Annotated in this window: 19 protein-coding genes; 10 read left to right on the plus strand and 9 right to left on the minus strand. The window is 66.1% G+C overall.

Annotated features, from left to right (window positions below):
- Positions 1-82 precede the first annotated feature (82 nt).
- Positions 83-1,129 carry an AraC family transcriptional regulator gene (locus G3N93_RS05285; RefSeq protein WP_206132430.1) on the plus strand — a complete coding sequence of 349 codons (1,047 nt, stop codon included), beginning with the start codon at positions 83-85 and terminating at the stop codon, positions 1,127-1,129.
- Positions 1,130-1,203: 74 nt separating this feature from the next.
- A complete protein-coding gene (locus tag G3N93_RS05290; protein WP_174939689.1) occupies positions 1,204-1,509 on the plus strand; it encodes a hypothetical protein in 306 nt (101 codons plus the stop codon).
- 35 nt (positions 1,510-1,544) lie between these two features.
- Here G3N93_RS05290 and G3N93_RS05295 read toward each other — a convergent pair whose 3' ends face one another.
- Entirely contained in the window at positions 1,545-1,841 is a 297-nt protein-coding gene (locus G3N93_RS05295; RefSeq protein WP_174983787.1) for a hypothetical protein, read from the minus strand.
- Between the two features lie 492 nt (positions 1,842-2,333).
- Between G3N93_RS05295 and G3N93_RS05300 the strand changes: the two genes are divergently transcribed.
- Positions 2,334-3,908 (plus strand): EAL domain-containing protein, encoded by a 1,575-nt coding sequence (locus G3N93_RS05300; protein WP_206132431.1) that lies wholly within the window; start codon positions 2,334-2,336, stop codon positions 3,906-3,908.
- Between the two features lie 33 nt (positions 3,909-3,941).
- Here the strand turns inward: G3N93_RS05300 and G3N93_RS05305 are convergent, their stop codons facing one another.
- The 4 genes from G3N93_RS05305 to kduI all read right to left on the minus strand — a co-directional run bounded on the left by G3N93_RS05305 (position 3,942) and on the right by kduI (position 6,988).
- Positions 3,942-4,301 carry a hypothetical protein gene (locus G3N93_RS05305; protein ID WP_206132432.1) on the minus strand — a complete coding sequence of 120 codons (360 nt, stop codon included), beginning with the start codon at positions 4,299-4,301 and terminating at the stop codon, positions 3,942-3,944.
- 64 nt (positions 4,302-4,365) lie between these two features.
- Complete coding sequence (gene kdgR / locus G3N93_RS05310) at positions 4,366-5,280, minus strand: DNA-binding transcriptional regulator KdgR (RefSeq protein ID WP_206132433.1); 915 nt, start codon at positions 5,278-5,280, stop codon at positions 4,366-4,368.
- Positions 5,281-5,340: 60 nt separating this feature from the next.
- The gene (gene kduD, locus G3N93_RS05315) at positions 5,341-6,147 is read right to left on the minus strand and encodes a 2-dehydro-3-deoxy-D-gluconate 5-dehydrogenase KduD (protein WP_206132434.1); all 807 of its coding nucleotides are present in this window, start codon (positions 6,145-6,147) and stop codon (positions 5,341-5,343) included.
- 4 nt (positions 6,148-6,151) lie between these two features.
- Positions 6,152-6,988 carry a 5-dehydro-4-deoxy-D-glucuronate isomerase gene (kduI, locus tag G3N93_RS05320; RefSeq protein WP_206132435.1) on the minus strand — a complete coding sequence of 279 codons (837 nt, stop codon included), beginning with the start codon at positions 6,986-6,988 and terminating at the stop codon, positions 6,152-6,154.
- A 280-nt stretch (positions 6,989-7,268) separates the two neighbouring features.
- Between kduI and kdgT the strand changes: the two genes are divergently transcribed.
- The gene (gene kdgT / locus G3N93_RS05325) at positions 7,269-8,288 is read left to right on the plus strand and encodes a 2-keto-3-deoxygluconate transporter (protein ID WP_206132436.1); all 1,020 of its coding nucleotides are present in this window, start codon (positions 7,269-7,271) and stop codon (positions 8,286-8,288) included.
- A 176-nt stretch (positions 8,289-8,464) separates the two neighbouring features.
- Here kdgT and G3N93_RS05330 read toward each other — a convergent pair whose 3' ends face one another.
- A complete protein-coding gene (locus G3N93_RS05330; protein ID WP_174943493.1) occupies positions 8,465-8,839 on the minus strand; it encodes a nuclear transport factor 2 family protein in 375 nt (124 codons plus the stop codon).
- Between the two features lie 103 nt (positions 8,840-8,942).
- On the opposite strand from G3N93_RS05330, the gene G3N93_RS05335 reads away from it, so the two are divergent.
- A complete protein-coding gene (locus tag G3N93_RS05335; protein ID WP_206132437.1) occupies positions 8,943-9,938 on the plus strand; it encodes a LysR family transcriptional regulator in 996 nt (331 codons plus the stop codon).
- A 78-nt stretch (positions 9,939-10,016) separates the two neighbouring features.
- Positions 10,017-10,205, plus strand: a complete 189-nt coding sequence (locus G3N93_RS05340) for a hypothetical protein (protein ID WP_206132438.1) — start codon at positions 10,017-10,019, stop codon at positions 10,203-10,205.
- Between the two features lie 127 nt (positions 10,206-10,332).
- Here G3N93_RS05340 and G3N93_RS05345 read toward each other — a convergent pair whose 3' ends face one another.
- A complete protein-coding gene (locus tag G3N93_RS05345; protein ID WP_206132439.1) occupies positions 10,333-10,830 on the minus strand; it encodes a hypothetical protein in 498 nt (165 codons plus the stop codon).
- A gap of 147 nt (positions 10,831-10,977) precedes the next feature.
- Between G3N93_RS05345 and G3N93_RS05350 the strand changes: the two genes are divergently transcribed.
- The 3 genes from G3N93_RS05350 to G3N93_RS05360 all read left to right on the plus strand — a co-directional run bounded on the left by G3N93_RS05350 (position 10,978) and on the right by G3N93_RS05360 (position 15,157).
- Positions 10,978-13,359: a DNA polymerase II gene (locus G3N93_RS05350; RefSeq protein ID WP_206132440.1), complete on the plus strand. Its 2,382-nt coding sequence runs from the start codon at positions 10,978-10,980 to the stop codon at positions 13,357-13,359.
- Between the two features lie 90 nt (positions 13,360-13,449).
- On the plus strand, positions 13,450-14,559 hold the full coding sequence (locus tag G3N93_RS05355; protein WP_206132441.1) for a J domain-containing protein: 1,110 nt from the start codon (positions 13,450-13,452) through the stop codon (positions 14,557-14,559).
- 274 nt (positions 14,560-14,833) lie between these two features.
- Positions 14,834-15,157, plus strand: a complete 324-nt coding sequence (locus G3N93_RS05360) for a DUF4148 domain-containing protein (protein ID WP_206132442.1) — start codon at positions 14,834-14,836, stop codon at positions 15,155-15,157.
- 99 nt (positions 15,158-15,256) lie between these two features.
- Here the strand turns inward: G3N93_RS05360 and G3N93_RS05365 are convergent, their stop codons facing one another.
- Complete coding sequence (locus tag G3N93_RS05365; protein WP_206132443.1) at positions 15,257-16,633, minus strand: pectin acetylesterase-family hydrolase; 1,377 nt, start codon at positions 16,631-16,633, stop codon at positions 15,257-15,259.
- Positions 16,634-16,699: 66 nt separating this feature from the next.
- Positions 16,700-17,416 carry a phospholipase C accessory protein PlcR gene (gene plcR, locus G3N93_RS05370; protein WP_206132444.1) on the minus strand — a complete coding sequence of 239 codons (717 nt, stop codon included), beginning with the start codon at positions 17,414-17,416 and terminating at the stop codon, positions 16,700-16,702.
- A 430-nt stretch (positions 17,417-17,846) separates the two neighbouring features.
- Between plcR and G3N93_RS05375 the strand changes: the two genes are divergently transcribed.
- Positions 17,847-18,580 (plus strand): alanine racemase (locus tag G3N93_RS05375; protein ID WP_206132445.1); only part of this gene is annotated, 734 nt, incomplete at its 3' end.

Raw genomic sequence — 18,580 nt, forward strand, 5'->3', positions numbered from 1 at the left:
GATCAAGAACTGACCGGCAGTATGGTCGCGCACGGGTCGACCCGCGTTGACACTTGCCGACGATTACTTGACACTTTCCGCCATGCCCGCCGCCTCCCCGCTATCGACGCAGCGCGTCTACTACTCGAGCACCTACGTGCGGCTGCTGTTCGACTATCTGTCCGAGCAGGGCAAGGATGCCGCGCACGTGCTCGGCGAGGCGCGGCCACCCGAGGACGATCGCGGGCTCACGCTGTACGCAAGCGCTCACTGGCGCCGCCTGCTCGAATGCGCGGTGCGCGCGCTCGACGATCCGCTGCTCGGCCTGCACGTCGGCCAGCGCATCACGCCCGCTCATCTCGGTGCGCTCGGCTACGCGTTGCATGCATGTCGCGACGCCGGCACCGCACTCGCACGCTGGCAGCAATACGAACACCTGATCGCGAACGTCGCGCGCATGGAAGTGCGGGTCGAAGCGACGTCGGTCGCGATCGAATGGCACGACGCGCCGGAGCCGCTCGGCCCGCTCGTCGACGAAGTGGCGCTGACGGCCATCGTACAGTTCGCGCGCAACATCACCGGCACGCATCACGGGCCCGACGAGGTCTGCTTCGTGCACCCGTCACCCGCCGACGAACGGCCGTATGTCGACTATTTCGGCTGCCCGGTGCGATTCGGCCAGCCGGTGAACCGCCTCGCGTTCCCGTTGCGCCTGCTCACGCAGCCGCTGCGCCAACCGGATGACGCGCTGCTGCAGATGATGGAGCGCCAGGCGAGCGCGCTGCTTGCCGAGCTGCGGCAGACGGACGATCTCGAACAGTCGGTGCGCGAAGCCGTCGCGCGCCTGCTGACGCAAGGTGAAGCGAGCATCGAACAGATCGCCGCGGACCTGCATGTGTCGTCACGCACGCTGCATCGACGCCTTGCCGAACTCGGGCTCAACTTCCGGATACTGCGCGAGGACACGCGGCGGCGGCTCGCGATCGACCACCTGAACGATCCGCGGCTGACACTCGCGGAAGTGGCCTGGCTGCTCGGCTATTCGGAACACAGCGCATTTACGCGCGCCTTTCGGCGCTGGACCGGCGAATCGCCGCAGCAGTGGCGCAGCCGGCAACCGGCACGGGCAGCGAACGTCGCGCGCGGCTGAACGTGGCGCGCAAGCGTGCCGCCGACGAACTCGCGTCCGCTCGCACGGTCGAACGAGCATCGCCGGAGAATCCCATGAAACGCGTTGCTATTGCCACTGTCCTGACCCTGCTGGCCGCCGTCAGCTTGCCGGCTGCCGCCGCTGCACCATCCGGCAGCGCCGAGCCGGCTCCCGTTCAAGTGCACGCGAAAAACTGCGTGCCGTCCCGCGACGCCACGCCCGACACCCGCTCGCCGTCGAAGGCGCCGCCGATCCGCGTATGCGTCAGCGATTCCAATACGCAGCTGAACCTGCCGTGGTTCCTGACCGATGTGCTCACCGCAGTGGACACGCACCAGTCGGGCGGTGACCTGCTGCGCAAGATGCGCAACGATTTCTGAATCGCGGCCCGCGCGACGCGCCGGCACCGCATCGATCACTCACCATCGGACGCCTGCAGCACCTGCACGAACGTGCCGACCATGCCGGCCCACATCGCCGGGTCGGCAATGCTGCGCAGCAGCGCAAGCAATTCCTTTCTTTCACCTTTCGAAAGCGGCCCATGTGCGCCGCTGATGGTGTTGTAGCGCGGCGTCCCGCGCGAAGCGAGCGCGCGGTCGAGCCCGTAGTTGCGGGCCTGCCCGTTCACGTCGAGCCGGATCCACAGCGAACCGCCGTCGGCTGCGGCTGCACCATCGGTCACGATGACCGTGGGCACGGTATTTTCTGCCATCCCGAAGCTCCGGCGAGACGCGCGACCGTATTGCGCGGCGACCGATCAACGGCCGCCGGCAGGCCGGCGGAGACAGCATCCCGAAAGAATGTTTCCTGTCGAGACACAATGACAAAACTACACTAATAGTTGAATAACAATATTTCGTAATCTCTCATCACATCTTATACTTGCCGCGCACCATCCTCGTGCCAAAGAGACGGTGTTTTTAGTCCCGGCCGCAAGACCATGCGGCCGGGGTTTTTTTCGGTGTGCTACGTCAATATACATGCGCCGTATGCACATGTTTATAGAGGCAAGCCTCCGAAATAAATGGCCGATTGCAACGGGGCTGCCGCATATACCCGTCGCGACCGTAGAATCGATCGCATCGCCGCGATACCGGCGCGCGCAACGCATCGTCCGACCCTGGCATGACGCGTGCGCGCTGTTCGTGTGTCGACCGGTTCGACTTGCCTCTCTCGACAAACAACACCAAAGGCGACCGCGGGAATGTCGGCGTTCACGCCAGGCTCGAAGGCAGTTTTCCAGCACAGCGGTGCGTGGCCGCGAGTCGTCTTTTTCGTCGCCGTAATCGTTTGCGTGCTCGTGCCGGCATGCGCGATCGCGCTGGCCGACCGCTACGCGCGCGACACCGTCACCGAGCATGAACACGTGGTCGCGAATGACATCGCGGCCTCGGTGGACCGCATCCTCGACGGTGCGCGCCTGCGTCATGTGGACGAACTGACCGCACTCGTCGGGCGGCCATGCGCGACGGTCTTCCGGACGCTCGCCGAAATCGGCACGCGCCTGCGCTACCTGCGCGCCGTTGCGCTGGTGCACGACGGCCGCGTCATGTGCTCGTCGGCGCTGGGGGCGATCGACTTGCCGCTCGACGCGTACACCCACGAGCCGGAACCGGGATCGACGCTCGTCACGCTGCTGCGCCAGACGCCGTTCCAGCAGGGCATCCCGGTACTGCCCGTGTTCTATGCCACCGCGCCCGGCGCGGGCGTGCTCTACCTGATCGAAGGTGACTACGTGGCCGACGCGCTCGCACACGGCGCCCGCTACGGGACGGAAACCGCGACGCTGTCGATCGCGGGTTCGGGCCATCTCGATCAGCGCGGGAAGTTTTCACCGGAGTCGGCCACGGAACCCACCGGCGGAAGCACGATCGTGTCGCCCCGCTGGCCGTTCACGGTGCGGGTTGCCGCCTCCGCGCACTATGCGTCGCAGATCCGGCAGCACTATCGGCTGATCGGCATCACGATCGTGCTGCTGGCGGACGGCCTCGTGATGGCGGCCTACCTGCTGGCGATGGCGCCGCGCCGGCTGCTGCTGAAGGCCGTGCGCAACGCGCTCAGGCGCGACGAGCTCCATGTCGTGTACCAGCCGATCGTCGATGTCGAGACGCGCAGGACCGTCGGCGTCGAGGCGCTGCTGCGCTGGCAACATCCCAAGTGGGGGGCCATCAGCCCGGCCGTGTTCATCCCGCAGGTCGAATCCAGCGCCGTGCTGCCGAAAGTGACCGAATTCGTGCTGCGGACAGCCGTGTCGGAACTATCCGCGCTGACGCCGTCCGTGCCGCTGCGCGTCGCCATCAACATCGCGCCGAAGGATCTCGAGCGCACGCGGTTCGTGTCCGTCGTCGAGGAGGCGATCCGCGCGCTGCCGCCGGGCTTTACGCTGGTGCTCGAAGTGACCGAGCGCATCCTGCTCGAGAAGAACGCGCGGACCACCGCGATCTTCCATGCGCTGCGAGCGAAAGGCGCGAAGTTCGCGATCGACGATTTCGGCACGCATCACAGCAATCTCGACTTGCTGTCGCGCTTTCCGTTCGACTACGTGAAGATCGATCGCCAGTTCGTCTCGCAACTGAACGGCGGGAATGTCGGGTTGATCGAAGGGATCGCGTCCGTTGCGCATCACTACGACCTGAAGATCATCGCGGAAGGTGTGGAGACCGAAGTTCAGCATCGCGCGCTGCATACGGTCGGGATTCAGTATGCGCAGGGCTACCTGTATCAGCGGCCGCAGCGGGTGGAGCATTTGAAGCAGGATGTTGCGTGGGTGTCGGCGTAGGGAGCGTTGCCGCCGACACATACGCGCCAGCGCTTACTGCGCGCCGTATTGACCGTCGAGGCGCACGCGGTCCTGCTCGACCCAGCCTTCGAAGTCTTCGCCGGTCTTGCCGTTGATGTACATGATGTTGTACCAGCGCCCGTGCGACTTGTAGACGGTCACCGAATCGCCGGGGATGATGAAGGTCCGCTTCGTCATGCATTGCCCATCGGGCGCCGAGTAGAAGTACGCGCGCCCCGCGCCGGTGACCGTGCCCGAAGCCGGCGGCCGGAAATTGTCGTCCGGGCCGCTCGTTGCTGCGTTGAGCTTCGTGCAGTCCACTGCGCTTTTTGCGTACGCACCGTTCGCGCCGATCGCAAGCATCGCGATACCGATGAGCATCGTCATTTTCATCTGCATGATCCGTTCTTGAAGTCGTATTGTCGTTTCGTTTCGCCGGTTCACGACCGGCATGTGCTCAATCCTGTGCGACCGTCGCCGGCTCGACACCGGCCGCCTCCGGACGATGTCCAAGCCGCGCGGAAATCGCCTGCCCGGCCTCCGTCAGCAGTGCGATGTAATGCGCCTTCGTGTCCGCGCCGCACCGCATCGTCGGGAACGACAGCGACAACCCCGCGATCACGCGACCGAAACGGTCGAACACGGGCACCGCGAGACACAGCAGGCCATCTTCCTGCTCCTCGTTGTCCTCGCCATAGCCCTGCTGCCGCACATGCGGCAGGATGCTCATCACCGCATCCGCCGACGCGAGCGTCTTCGCGGTCGACTTCCTGAACTCGACGCCGGCCAGCACCGTGCGCGCTTCGTCGGGCGTCATCCACGCGAGCAGCACCTTGCCGATCGCCGTGCTGTACAGCGGATTGCGCCGGCCGATCCGCGACTGCATGCGCAGCCCGTAATCGGCGTCGATCTTGTGAATGTAGATGATCGCGTCCTCGTCGAACGCGCCGAGATGCACGGCTTCGCGCGTCAGCTGCCCGATGCGGCGCATCTCGAGATCGGCCTCGCGCACGAGGTCCACACTCTCCAGCGCCTTGCTGCCGAGTTCGAACAGCCGGATCGTCAGCCGGTAGCGGTCGGTCTCGCCTTCCTGCGCGACGTAGCCGAGCGTCTTCAGCGTCTGCAGGAAGCGATGCACCGTCGTCTTCGACATGCCGAGATGCTGCGACAGTTCGCTGATGCCGACCTCGCGGCGATCGCCGAGCGCGGCGAGGATCGTGAAGACCTTGCCGACGGCGGCAACCGAATCGGCCTTCTCCGCGCTGCCGGCCGCCTGCGAATCGCCTGCCTCCGGACGGCCGGCCCCCTGATGGCCGCCCCCCGCTTCCGGGTTCGCCTGATCGCGCTTGCGCTGTCTGGGCGTTGCTGTCATGTCCGTGAATCCGTGAGATGCAAATCGGGAGAGCATAACGCGTTCGCCGTGCGGCACGCGTCAGCGCGCGAGCCACCCACCGTCGACGGCAAGCGTGTGACCGTGCACGTAGTCCGACGCGCGCGACGCAAGAAACACCGCCGCGCCCGCGAGATCGTCCGGCATGCCCCAGCGGCCGGCCGGGATGCGACCGAGAATGTCGTCGCTGCGCCGGCTGTCCTCGCGCAGCTGCGCGGTGTTGTCGGTTTCCATGTAGCCGGGTGCGATCGCGTTCACGTTGATCCCGCGCGCCGCCCATTCGTTCGCGAGCAGGCGCGTCAGCCCCAGCACGCCGCTCTTCGACGCCGTGTACGACGGCACGCGGATGCCGCCCTGGAACGACAGCATCGACGCGACGTTGACGATCTTGCCGCCGCGCCCCTGCCGCACCATCTGGCGCGCGACGGCCTGCGACAGGAAGAACACGCTCTTCAGGTTCACGTCGATCACGGCGTCCCAGTCGGCTTCGGTGAATTCGAGCGCATCGCAGCGGCGGATCATGCCCGCGTTGTTGACGAGGATGTCGACGTGACCGAACGCGTCGACCGCGCCGCCGACGATCCGCTCGACCGGCTCGAGCGTCGACAGATCGGCGCGCACATCGACGAAGCGCCGCCCGGCCGCTTCGACGCGCGCCGATGTCTCGGCGGGCGCCGAACGGTTCGCACCGACGATGTCGCATCCCGCCGACGCAAGCGCGACGGCCATCGCCGCGCCGAGCCCCGTGTTGCAGCCGGTGACGATCGCGACCTTGCCGGTCAGGTCGAACAGGCCGGCGAGCGCGGTGCGCGTGTCGTTGGCGGGAAGATCGGGCGTATCGCGTTTCATGGTGTCAGCGCAGGTCGGCAACGGCGAGGTGATCCATGTCCTTGAACACCTGGTTCTCGCCCGCCATCCCCCAGATGAACGTGTAGGCCTTCGTGCCGACGCCCGAATGGATCGACCAGCTCGGCGAGATCACCGCCTGTTCGTTGTGCACGACGACGTGGCGCGTTTCCTGCGGCTCGCCGAGCAGGTGGAACACGGCCGCGTCGTCGGCGAGGTTGAAGTAGAAATACACCTCCATCCGCCGCTCGTGCGTATGGCATGGCATCGTGTTCCACAGGCTGCCGGTCTCGAGTTTGGTCATCCCCATCGACAGCTGGCAGGTGGGCAGCACGTCGGGCACGATGAACTTGTAGATCGTGCGGCGATTGCTCGTGGCCGCATCGCCGAGCGTTTCGGGCGATGCCTGCGCGAGCGTGATGGTGCGCGTCGGATGGGCCGTATGCGCGGGTGCGCAGTTCAAGTAAAACTTCGCGGGATGCGCTCGATCGTTGCTACCGAACACGACACCCTGCCCGCCTTGCCCGATGTAGATCGCCTCCTCGGTGCCCACCGCGTGACGCTGCCCGTCGACCTCGACCCAGCCGGGCCCGCCGATGTTGATCGCGCCCAGTTCGCGCCGCTCCAGCAGATGGCTCACGCCCATCGACGCGCCGAGCGATGCCGGTACCTCGACCGGCCGCGTGGCCGGCCACGCGCCGCCGACGATGATGCGGTCGATATGGCTGTAGGTCAGCGACAGCGCGTCCGGCTCGAACACGTTCTCCACCAGGAAATGCCGGCGCAGTCCGGCCGTGTCGAGCGTTTTCGCGTGTTCGCCGTGTATGCCCTGCCGAACTTCCATGCCGGTTCTCCGTGCGGAATGGACACGCCGCCGGCACCCGCGCCGACGATCGCCCTGACGAAGATTGAAGCACACATTCTTCAAAGTCGGAACGTCGATCCGGATTTTTGATTCAGCGCGCTCGGTCGATAAATTCCTTGTAGATCAATGGCATCGCATCTTACGGGTATACGACTACCATCGATATTCACAAAAACGGAACGGCATTCCGAATCATGTCCTATAGTCAGTCAGCAGACATCATTCGACAACGGGACGCATCGACGTCCACGGAGGAGACGTGAAGCTGAAACAGGCCATCGACCGTATTCCGGGTGGGCTCATGCTGGTTCCGATGCTGCTCGGCGCGTGCGTGCACACGTTCGCACCGAACGCCGGGAAGTACTTCGGCTCGTTCACCAACGGCCTGATCGCGGGCACGGTGCCGATCCTCGCCGTCTGGTTCTTCTGCATGGGCGCGACGATCAACCTGCGCGCAACCGGCGTCGTGCTGCGCAAATCGGGCACGCTGCTCGCGACGAAGCTCGTGGTCGCGTGGCTCGCGACCGTGATCGCCGCGCAGTTCATCCCCGACGACGGCATCCGCACGGGCCTGTTTGCGGGCCTGTCGCTGCTCGCGATCACAACGTCGATGGACATGACCAACGGCGGCCTCTACGCGGCCGTGATGCAGCAGTACGGCAGCAAGGAGGAAGCCGGCGCGTTCGTGCTGATGTCGATCGAATCGGGGCCGCTCGTCAGCATGCTGATCCTCGGCGCGGCCGGTGTCGCGGTGTTCGAGACGCGGCTGTTCGTCGGCGCGGTATTGCCGTTCCTGATCGGCTTCACGCTCGGCAACCTCGACGAGGATCTGCGCGAGCTGTTCGGACGCTGCGTGCATCCGCTGATCCCGTTCTTCGGCTTCGCGCTCGGTAACGGCATCGATCTCAACGTGATCGCGAAAAGCGGGCTGCCGGGCATCGCGCTCGGGCTCGCGGTGATCGTCGTGACGGGTGTGCCGCTGATGCTCGCGGACAAGCTGCTGGGCGGCGGCAACGGCACCGCCGGGCTCGCCGCGTCGTCGACGGCCGGCGCCGCGGTCGCGAACCCGGCGATCATCGGCGAGATGATTCCGAAGTTCAAGCCGATGGTGCCGGCGGCGACGGCGATCGTCGCAACCGCGTGTCTCGTGACGGCGATTCTCGTGCCGATATTGACGGCGATGTGGGCGAAGCGGGCGGCGAGGATGTCAGGGGCGCCGGTCAGGGTGGCGCCACGGACGGGGCATGGTGGGGCGATCGAGCACGAGGGGCATGTTTGAGGGGTGCCGGTTCGAGTCTGGTCCCCGGCACCCGTTTCAAGTCGATCAATGTTCGATGGCGTAATAAAACCCGGGAAATCGAAATGTTTCCCGGGGTTTTCGTTCGCCGGTGTTTGCGTGCATTCAGTGGCGCGCTCACGAATCCGGACATTGATGCGCATCCACCGCGTGGCGCTTCAGTCGAACGTACGCACGACGGCGGATGCCTTGGTGGCGATCAGCCATTTGCCCTCCACCTTATGCATGACGAAGTGATCGTTGAACAGCCTGTTTCCGATCCGCACCCGCACGGTAGCCGTTGAAAGGCCGTCCGAGACATGCGCCATCGACAGGATCGCCTCGTCCCTGGGCGCGCCGGCCTCTCGAGGACTCTGCCTCCCATGGATGAGTGCCGCATACTCGTGCGACGACAGCGTGCGCAACCGGCCTTCATCCAGCCACTGAATCACACAGCTCGGGTGAAAGACCGTGTCGAAGTCACGGCTCCTGGGCTCATAAGCCAAATTGAAATAATCGTCGATCAAGGCGACGACGGCTTGGGTCTGGGTCATGGCTGGCTTCCCTCGGTAGTGAACGGCTCGTATAGTGAGCGCTCCTCCCCGCGCTCGGCTACGGCGACCCGGTTATCGCTGCCATTACAGGAACACATGGATCATGGAAGACCTCGATGGAGGGCTCGTCAGCGGCCTGCTGGTTCTGGCAGCCATCGCCGAATCCGGGAGCTTCGGCCGTGCTGCATCGCGCCTGGGCAAGACCCAGCCGGCGGTCAGTCGCGCGATCCAGCGACTGGAAGACCGCCTGCGCGCGAAGCTCGTGCATCGCACCAGCCGGCACGTCGAAGTGACGGACGCCGGCCATGCGCTGCTGTCGAAGGTGCTGCCGTTACTCCAGGGGATTGAAGAGGCAACCGCCGGCGCCTCTCACCAGACCTCGATCGTCAACGGAACGCTCCGTGTGGCATGCGACGCCGTGTTCGCCCGACTGGTGCTCGCGCCGGAGCTGGCCCAGTTCATGAAGGACCACCCTGCGCTGCACGTGAAGCTGGAGACCCGAAACGACCTCCCGGACCTGATCAGCGACGGATTCGATCTCGCCATCCGGTTCGGACCGCCAACCGTTTCAACTCTGGTCTGTCGCAGGCTGTACAGTCCGCGGGTCCTCACTGTGGCCGCGCCGTCGTACCTGGAGCAACGCGGCCGGCCGAGGTCGCCGCAGGATCTGGTCGATGATGGCCATGAATGCATCATGGCCATCGATCCGGCTACCGGCAGACCCTTCGATTGGGAGTTCTGGCGTGACAGCGAGAAAGTGAAGGTGGCCGTCAACGGGAAGCTGATGGTCACGGATGCGGGAACCAAAATCGGTGCCTGCCTTGCCGGCTACGGGATCGCGCAGGTGATCGACCTCGGGATCGACACCCACCTGCGGGCGGGCACGCTGGAGCCGGTTCTGACGGACTGGTGCGACGAGACGTTCCCGCTTTACGTCTACTATCCCAGCCGGAATCACGTGCCGGCCAAGGTGAGAGCGTTCATCGACTTTGTTGTCGGGATGATGCCGGGGCTGCGGTCGAAAGGTGAGGATGCCGGCGCTGGCCGGCAGCCGTCAGCGGCGGTGCTGGAAACGCTGCGTCGTTTGCCATCCGCTTGATTCGCTTGATTCGCTCGTTACGGCGCTTCGGCTCGGCTGCACATGCTGATCCGGACAAACGCACGTAAAGCGTTTGCGATGCGGGTCGAACCAGGGCAGATTTTCGTCGCGCGGGAGATCCGCGTCGACGACGATGCGCTCGAACTCTCCGTCGACGCATACGTGGCGCAAAAGCCGTACGCGGTCGCCGCGCGCCGCTGGCTGCCCAAGCCTTCCCGTACAACGCACGCCGAATGGCGCGTCACGCACCGGCCCGCCGTCGCCTGATCGCGCGCCGAACTTCACGCGCTCGCCGAACCCGCGCTGGAGATGAACGCGACGCGCACGACGTACCGCGTTTCCCGACGGGTATCGGGTATCCAGGTCGTGTGGAGACGGCGGCGAGTGAAGAGGGTCAGCAAGCCGGCGGATAATCGGGATCGGACCGGCAGGTGTCCCGATATGTGTCGTCGACAGCGCGCAGAAATGCATTACGTCCGCTCTCCAATGCCGTTGCGGTAGGCTGGTTCGGCGGTACGGGCATGACGCGGCCATCAGGCGACATCGAATATCCGAGATCGACATATACATCGTCCGATGTGCGCTTCGATCCGATCCAGTAGCCGATCGTCACCGCATCGGCGATACCGGTCGCACCGTTGTAACCGACTTCGATTCGTTCGACCTTGAAAGCGCGCGGCCTCATTTTCTCCGCATAGGCCAGTACTTCGGCAACGGTTGCCCCATCTTTTGTCCGGTGCCGCTTGACTGCCTGTATCCAGGCTGCTTCCTGGGTTGCCGGCAGTATCTTCAGTTTCGGCACGGCGAACAGCGTGCTCCCGCTTCCCCATAGACAAGCCGCGACAACAGCATGCGCGGCACCACGTGCGACACGATCCATCGTGATTTTCATTGAACGACGCCTGGTTGGTTGAATCGACCCCGAATCTTACGATCATTGCCCGCGATACCGGGGCACGACATCGCGCACGCCATTCCGGCACACCCCCCGCCCAAGCGCTAAAATCCGCCGCCTGGGCATCCACAACGAGCAAGCGTTTTGACGGCGTTCGAGCAGGGTTTCATCCTCACCCGCCACTGGCGGGATACCGCATCCGGCATCGAGATCGAGTTCTGGCTGGCAACCGAACACGGTCCGCGCCGCGTGCGGTTGCGCCCGCAGGAAGCCGTCGCGTTCATCCCGGCCGAACAGCAGGCGCTCGCCGAACGCGCGCTGGCCGGCGAGCGCGAGGCCGCATTGCGCCCGCTAGCGCTGCGCGACTTCCGGCAGCGGCCCGTCGTCGGCCTCTATTGCAAGCGCTATCGCCACCTGTCCGGGCTGCAGAAGCGCCTTGCGGCAGCCGGCGTCGACGTCTATGAAGCCGACGTGCAGCCGCCCGACCGCTACGCGATGGAGCGCTTCATCACGGCCTGCGTGCAGTTTCGCGGGCAACCCGGCGGCGACGGCACACTGACCGGCGCCGAGCTGAAAACCGCGACCGGCTATCGCCCGGCACTGCGCTGCGTGTCGCTCGACATCGAAACCAGCGTCCACGGCGAGCTGTATTCGATCGCGCTCGAAGGCTGCGGGCAACGGCAGGTCTACATGCTCGGTCCGCCGAACGGGGGCGACAGTGATGCAGCAAACGCCATCGACTTCCGTCTCGACTACTGCGACAGCCGGCCCGCGATGCTCGCGCGGCTCAACGAATGGTTCGACGAACACGATCCCGATGCGGTGATCGGCTGGAACCTCGTGCAGTTCGACCTGCGCATCCTGCATGCGCATTCGGAGCAATACGGCATCCCGTTGAAGCTCGGCCGCGGCGGCAGCGTGCTCGACTGGCGCGCGCACGGCCAGCAACCCGACCACTTCTTCGCGGGCGCGGCCGGCCGATTGATCCTGGACGGCATCGACATGCTGAAATCCGCGACGTGGACGTTCCCGTCGTTCAGCCTCGAATACGTGTCGCAGGCGCTGCTCGGCGAAGGCAAGTCGATCGACAATCCGTATCAGCGGATGGACGAGATCCAGCGCCGCTTCGATCACGACAAGCCGGCGCTCGCGCGCTACAACCTGAAGGACTGCGAGCTCGTCACGCGCATCTTCGACAAGGCCGACCTGCTGTCCTTCGCGCTCGAACGCGCGAGCGTGACGGGCCTCGCGGCCGATCGCACCGGCGGGTCGGTGGCGGCCTTCACGCACCTGTACCTGCCGCGCATGCACCGGCTCGGCTATGTCGCGCCGAACCTCGGCGACGTGACGGGGCAGAACAGCCCCGGCGGCTTCGTGATGGATTCGCGCCCCGGGCTGTACGACTCGGTGCTCGTGTTCGACTACAAGAGCCTCTATCCATCGATCATCCGCACGTTCCTGATCGATCCGGTCGGGCTGATCGAAGGGCTCGCGAATCCCGGCGACGACGCATCGGTGCCGGGCTTTCTCGGCGCGCGCTTCTCGCGTACCGCGCACTGCCTGCCCGACGTCGTGCGCCGCGTATGGGAGGGCCGCGACGACGCGAAGCGGCAGCGCAACGCGCCACTGTCGCAGGCGCTGAAGATCATCATGAATTCGTTCTACGGCGTGCTCGGTTCGACGGGCTGCCGCTTCTTCGACCCGCGCCTCGCGTCGTCGATCACGATGCGCGGGCACGAGATCATGCACCGCACGCGCGAGCTGATCGAAGCACAGGGTTACGAAGTGATCTACGGCGATACCGATTCGACGTTCGTGTGGCTCGGCCGCGCGCACGACGACGACGAAGCCGGCGCCAAGGGCCGCGCGCTCGTCGAGCACGTGAACCGCTGGTGGCAGGCGCACCTGCACGACCACTTCGGGCTCGAAAGCGCGCTGGAGCTGCAGTACGAGCGGCACTACCGCCGCTTCCTGATGCCGACCGTGCGCGGCGCGGAGGAAGGCAGCAAGAAGCGTTACGCCGGCCTCGCGGCAGCGGCCGACGGCGGCGAGGATCTCGTGTTCAAGGGGCTCGAAACGGTGCGCACCGACTGGACGCCGCTCGCGCAGCAGTTCCAGCGCGAGTTGTACCGGCGCGTGTTCAACCGCGAGCCGTACCAGGATTTCATCCGCGACACCGTGCGGCGCACGCTGGCCGGCGAATTCGACGACCAGCTCGTCTACCGCAAGCGCGTGCGCCGGCCGCTGCGCGAGTACGAACGCAACGTGCCGCCGCACGTGCGCGCGGCGCGGATCGCCGACGAGTTCAACCAGGCGCAGGGCCGCCCGCTGCAGTATCAGCGCGGCGGCTGGATCAGCTACGTGATGACGACGGCCGGCCCCGAGCCGCTCGAAACGATGCGCTCGCCGATCGACTATGCGTTCTACCTGAGCCGCCAGTTGCAGCCCGTGGCCGACGCGATCCTGCCGTTCCTGCGCGACGATTTCGAACGCGTGATCTCCGGGCAGGGGCAGTTGTTTCAGTAATGGCGGCGCCATGTCGGGCGCGGGAGAAACACCGGGCCGGTTAAAATACCGCGCTGCTGCGCGTCCTGCCGCAGCCGAAGGAGATTCATCATGACCGCACGTCGCGGAACAGCGGTCGCCATCGCGCCCGGCCACGAGACAGCCAGCCTGTCGAAAGCCCAGAAAGCATTCAATACGCTCGTCCAGCAGATCGAGAAGCGGCGCGAGCGGCTCGGCGCGTGGGAAGCCGCGATGCCGGCCTTCCAGAAGAAATTCGTCGACGAGCTGTTGCCGCTCGAACAGACGTCGACCGCACTGCGGATCCGGTTGCTCAATCAGCTCGACGACGCGTACCTGCAGAAAGGCTTGAGCAAGGCCGAGCAGCAGACCCTGTCCGGGATGATCGCCAACATGGCGCGCGACTTGCTCGACTTCAGCGACGACGCGCAACTGAAGGCCATCCACGCCCGGCACAGCGTGGCCGATCACGGCAGCAACGCAGCGGCCGAGCCGGAGCTGGAACCGGAGTCGACGCCTGGCGCGACCACGAAAGACGATCTCGACGCGCTGTCGCCCGAAGAACTCATGGCGCGCGTGCAGGCCGAACTGGACGAGCAGTTCGAGCGCGACATGGCCAAGCACGCGGCCCGCGAGGCACAGCGCGCGAAGCGCAAGAAAGCGCCCCGCCAATCGGCCGCGCTGGCGAAGCGCGAAGCCGAGCAGGCCGAAGCGAGCCGGTCGATCCGCGAGGTCTACCGGAAGCTGGCGAGCGCGCTGCACCCCGATCGCGAGACCGATCCGCAGGAACAGGAACGCAAGACGGTGCTGATGCAGCGGGTCAACCACGCTTACGCGAACGGCAAGCTCCTGCAACTGCTGGAGCTGCAACTGGAGATCGAACAGATCGACCGGCACGCGATCAACGGCCTCGGCGAAGACCGGCTCGCGCGCTACAACGGCATCCTCGAAGATCAGCTGCGCGAGCTGGACCAGGAGATCCAGGACGTCGAGACCGGATTCCGGCGGACCTACGGGATCGCGCCGTCCGTCAAGGTCGCGCCCGATACCATCATGCGCATGCTCACGCGCGACATCGCGGGCACTCAGCGCAGCATCCACGACCTGAACCTGACGCTGCGCGAGTTCGACGATCCGGCGAACGTCAAGGAATGGCTGAAGGACATGAAGCGCCAGCAGGCATTCCCGCGCTTCGACGACTAGCTTTGTCGGGCGGGCCTGCGTCTGCCCGCCGAACATCGCGTGCACAGCCGCTCGGATGGAACAGCTGCACACCCCTCATCCATCGGCATTCCGCGCGATCAAGACGAGTCAAAGCCGGCTCACCGGGCGCCATACGTCACCCACTTTCTCGGATTCAGGAACACAGCTGGACAGGAATCGCCATTTATCCGGCCGATCCGGGTTCCTAAACTTGTCTCGTCGGTTCAGCCAGCCGCCATCGCGCCGAACCGCAACGAAACCGTCTGAGGAAACCGTGAAATCCATCATCGTCACCATCGCCACCGTCGCCGCTACCGCCACCGCTCTCCTCGCCGCACCGACCGCGTCGTACGCGCAGTCGTCGCACTCGACGCTCACGCGTGCGCAGGTACGCCAGGAGCTGCTCGACCTCGAGTCGGTCGGCTACGAGCCGATCGCCGGTGATGGCGACAACTATCCGGGCGACATCGTCGCCGCGCAGGAACGCCTGGCCGCCAAGCGGCTGGCCGAGCGCAAGCGCACCGAAGCGGCCTACGGGTCGAACGGTGCGCCTGGCGTGGATTCGGGTGCGCCGGCGGTTGCGGTGTTGAAGCCGTAACGCCGCGACGCACGCCCGCATCGACGCAGGCGAGCGGCCATGACACCCGGCCGCCGCACTGCGCTGCGGTCGCCCGCCCGGGCGACCCGTCGCTTCACTTCACGCCCGATGCCCCGAGATCGGCCCCGCTTCGCCGGTCAGGTTGAAGATGCTGTCGATCCACGCAAGAAACGTCGAGAACGTGAAATCCGACCACTGCTGCGTGCGGAACGCCTTCATCACCGGCGTATCGGCCGGGTCCTGCTGGTTCAGCAGGTTGTCGACGAACGTGCCGATATCCGCGTCGATGCCGTTCTCGTGGATGCCCGACCCGGTAAAGCTGACCGCCGTCACCTGGTGGTTGTCGATGAAGTCGTTGCGCGCCCACGGCATGAAGTAGCCGAAGTTCGGCAGCGGGTTCAGCGTCTGCTTCAGCCCGTCCAGCTCCTGGTCGAACATCGCGAGCGACAGCGAATCCTTCGTCGCGTCGTCGGGCGCCGCGATCACGGCCGGCACGAACGCGCGATAGTGATACGCGGCGATGATCTTGTCGCGCTGGTAGCTCGAGAAGCCGAAGCGATCGTGCGGATACGTCGCCGACAGCGCCGCGTACGCGCTCCCCATGTTGCCCGGATCGAAATGGCTGGTCAGCCGGCTGTTCACGGTGATCATCCCGTCGGGGCCCGTCATCCCCCACTCGGTACGCACGCGGTCGTACAGGCCGACCGACGGATGCGTGGCCGCGTCCGCATCGAACGGCGTGTTGAAGACCGTGCCGGCGTCGTCGAGCAGCGAACTATGCGCCTGCGGCTGCAGCGTGTTGCGCAGCGTCGCGTAGTTCGCGAGCGTGCCGTAGCCGCCCGCGCTCATCCCGTACACGAGCAGCCGGTTCGGCTTGCCGAAGCCGTGCGACGTCAGCCACTGCGCGACGGCCTGGATGTTCTTCAGCCCGCTGTAGTGCTGCAGCCGCCAGTCGCCGCTCGGCGCGGTGTAGTTGCGCACCGCGCTGCCCATGTGGATATCTCCGGTGCAATAGGGCACGAAAACCTGTGTCCACTGCTGCGTCTCGACCTTCGGTTCGCCGACGAGAATGTGCGCGAGATCCATCCGCGTGAGCAACGGCGACAGGAACGACGACAGCAGGCTCTCGTTCGCGGTGCCGTTCATGTAGTTGTGCGGGATGCCGTCCGGGTTGAAGCCGCCGAGGCCGGCCTCGGCGCCGGTCGACGTTTGCGTGCAGGTGCCGTAATCCCAGCACGCGCCGCCCGGCTCCATCATGTACAGCAGGTTGTCCGACTGCGCGCGATTGATGTAGAAGCGCATCGGCGTGCCGTTGCCGCATGATGCACCGGTGCTCTCGGGCAACGTCACTTCGTACCACGAATAATATGGAATCGCCGGATCCGGCATCGTCGTATCGGCGGCGTGGCCGTTCAGTGCCGCGCAACCGAGCAGCGTGGCAACGGCCGCGCGCAGCAGGCTTCGTGCTGTGGACATCTCCCCTCCTTGTCGATGGACATGACGCGGCCGCCGGGCTCCGTCCCGGCGTCGCGGATTCGGCGCTCAGTGCGCGCCGGACGGTGACGCGCCGTCGAACAGCTGGACCCGCAACGCCTGCAGGCGCTGCGCGATGACGGCTTGTTGCTGATCGGGATCGGGAATGCTCGCCTGAACCTGCCGGACGACGTCGCGGCTCTGCTGTTCGTACGATAGATAGCGCGGGTCCTGCGCCGGCGACGGGCCGACCGTCTGCTGCGCATAGGTGTCCCATTGCGCGCGCATCGACCGGATCGCCGCGCTGCGTGTCGCGGGGTCGGCTTCGGTGTCGGTCAGCAGCGCCGCGCTCAGCGCTTCGGCCTGCACCGGCACGATCTCGTTGCGTGCGACATGGTCGGGCAGTTCGTCGAGAATCCGGCGCGCGAGCGCCGCGCGCTCGGCTTGCGGCATGCTGTTGCGGCGATCCCCATACGCGGCAACCTCGTCGCGAAAGCGCGCGAATGCGACGATGCGCTTCACTTCGGCATCCGCGTCGGGGCGCCCTGCGAGGCTGCGACGCAGCGCATCGACGTCGAGCCGCCGCTCCTCCGGGCCGGGCGTCGCCGCGCCGGTGTCGAACGTATCGGCCGCGCCTCGCTGCGCGCTCGCCGTCGTGGTCGCTGCCGTGTCGGACGACGCGGCTTGCGCCGGAGTCGCCGCTTCATATCGCCAGATTGCGACGACGGCCACGCCGATCGCCGCGATCGCGCCCGTGCGCCGCCAGAGTGCCCTGTTCTTCTTCACGTCGCCTCCTCGTCACGTCATGCCGTTCTTCGCCGGTGCATCCGCGAGTAGGTTCTAGGTCGAATCCGGCATGCAGTCAAAAGCGGCACTAGAACGCAGGCACTAAACCTGCTCGCATCGGCCACGCCCGGCAGAACGTTTGAAACGCATTTCGTTGTCGCCCGGCCAGGCGCGCGATGTCGCGCGTCACGCCCGTCCGGCGGCGATTCGGGCCGGCACGCGCCATGTGTACCGCGACACCAAGCAAGCCGTGATCCAGCCGCACGCAGCACGCGGGCCATGCATCGGCGTGGCCGATACGGATGGCCGGATAAGACCCGTCGAACGACCCGCTCAGCGCTTGGTCGTGATTTTGGCCAGCCCTATGCTGGTTTCCGACACGCGCCGAACGGTCGGCGCGACACCCACCCCACCCAGCCGAGCCCGTTCCATGAGCCGTGCAGACCTTCCGCATCGCGCGCCCGCCGCCGTCCACGACTACCCGACCTATCGCGACGCACTCGCGGGCCGCCGGCTACCTGCCGCCTTCGTCAACCTCGACTGCCTCGATGCGAACCTCGCTGACCTGAAGCGCCGCGCACGCGGCCTGCCGATCCGGCTCGCGACGAAGTCGGTGCGCTCGCGCGAACTGATCGGCGCGGTGCTCGCCGCCGGCCCGTTCATGCAGGGGCTGCTGTGCTACTCGGCCGCGGAAGCCGCGTGGCTTTCGGACGGCGGGTTCGACGACATCGTCGTCGCGTATCCGACCGTCGAGCCCGACGACCTGCGCGCGGTGGCCGCGCAGCTCCGGCGCGGCCGCTCGATCACGCTGATGGTCGACGACGCCGCGCAGGTCGACGCGATCGACCGCGTCGCCCACGAGGAACGCGTGACGATCCCGCTCGCGATCGATCTCGACATGTCGTCCGCGTATCCGGGCCTGTACTTCGGCATGTACCGCTCGCCGGTGCGCGATGCGGCCGGCGCACTCGCGCTCGCGAACCGCATCGGCGAGCGGCAGCACGTGCGGCTCGACGGGCTGATGGGCTACGAAGGACAGATCGCCGGCGTGGCCGACACGGAGCCGGGCAACGGCGCGCGCAACGCGCTGGTGCGTCACCTGAAGCGCCGCTCGGCACGCGAGATCAACGCGCGCCGTCAGGCGGCCGTGCAGGCGCTCGCGGC

This window comes from Burkholderia sp. Se-20378, assembly GCF_017104665.1.
GTDB classification, from domain to species: domain Bacteria; phylum Pseudomonadota; class Gammaproteobacteria; order Burkholderiales; family Burkholderiaceae; genus Burkholderia; species Burkholderia lata.

Coding starts and splice junctions, on each gene's coding strand:
- G3N93_RS05300 (WP_206132431.1), top strand. CDS start 2,334: ATGTCGGCGTTCACGCCAGGCTCGAAGGCAGTTTTCCAGCACAGCGGT.
- G3N93_RS05305 (WP_206132432.1), bottom strand. CDS start 4,301: ATGAAAATGACGATGCTCATCGGTATCGCGATGCTTGCGATCGGCGCG.
- G3N93_RS05355 (WP_206132441.1), top strand. CDS start 13,450: ATGACCGCACGTCGCGGAACAGCGGTCGCCATCGCGCCCGGCCACGAG.
- G3N93_RS05285 (WP_206132430.1), top strand. CDS start 83: ATGCCCGCCGCCTCCCCGCTATCGACGCAGCGCGTCTACTACTCGAGC.
- G3N93_RS05335 (WP_206132437.1), top strand. CDS start 8,943: ATGGAAGACCTCGATGGAGGGCTCGTCAGCGGCCTGCTGGTTCTGGCA.
- G3N93_RS05290 (WP_174939689.1), top strand. CDS start 1,204: ATGAAACGCGTTGCTATTGCCACTGTCCTGACCCTGCTGGCCGCCGTC.
- G3N93_RS05340 (WP_206132438.1), top strand. CDS start 10,017: ATGCGGGTCGAACCAGGGCAGATTTTCGTCGCGCGGGAGATCCGCGTC.
- G3N93_RS05295 (WP_174983787.1), bottom strand. CDS start 1,841: ATGGCAGAAAATACCGTGCCCACGGTCATCGTGACCGATGGTGCAGCC.
- kduD (WP_206132434.1), bottom strand. CDS start 6,147: ATGAAACGCGATACGCCCGATCTTCCCGCCAACGACACGCGCACCGCG.
- G3N93_RS05330 (WP_174943493.1), bottom strand. CDS start 8,839: ATGACCCAGACCCAAGCCGTCGTCGCCTTGATCGACGATTATTTCAAT.
- kdgR (WP_206132433.1), bottom strand. CDS start 5,280: ATGACAGCAACGCCCAGACAGCGCAAGCGCGATCAGGCGAACCCGGAA.
- G3N93_RS05365 (WP_206132443.1), bottom strand. CDS start 16,633: ATGTCCACAGCACGAAGCCTGCTGCGCGCGGCCGTTGCCACGCTGCTC.
- G3N93_RS05345 (WP_206132439.1), bottom strand. CDS start 10,830: ATGAAAATCACGATGGATCGTGTCGCACGTGGTGCCGCGCATGCTGTT.
- kduI (WP_206132435.1), bottom strand. CDS start 6,988: ATGGAAGTTCGGCAGGGCATACACGGCGAACACGCGAAAACGCTCGAC.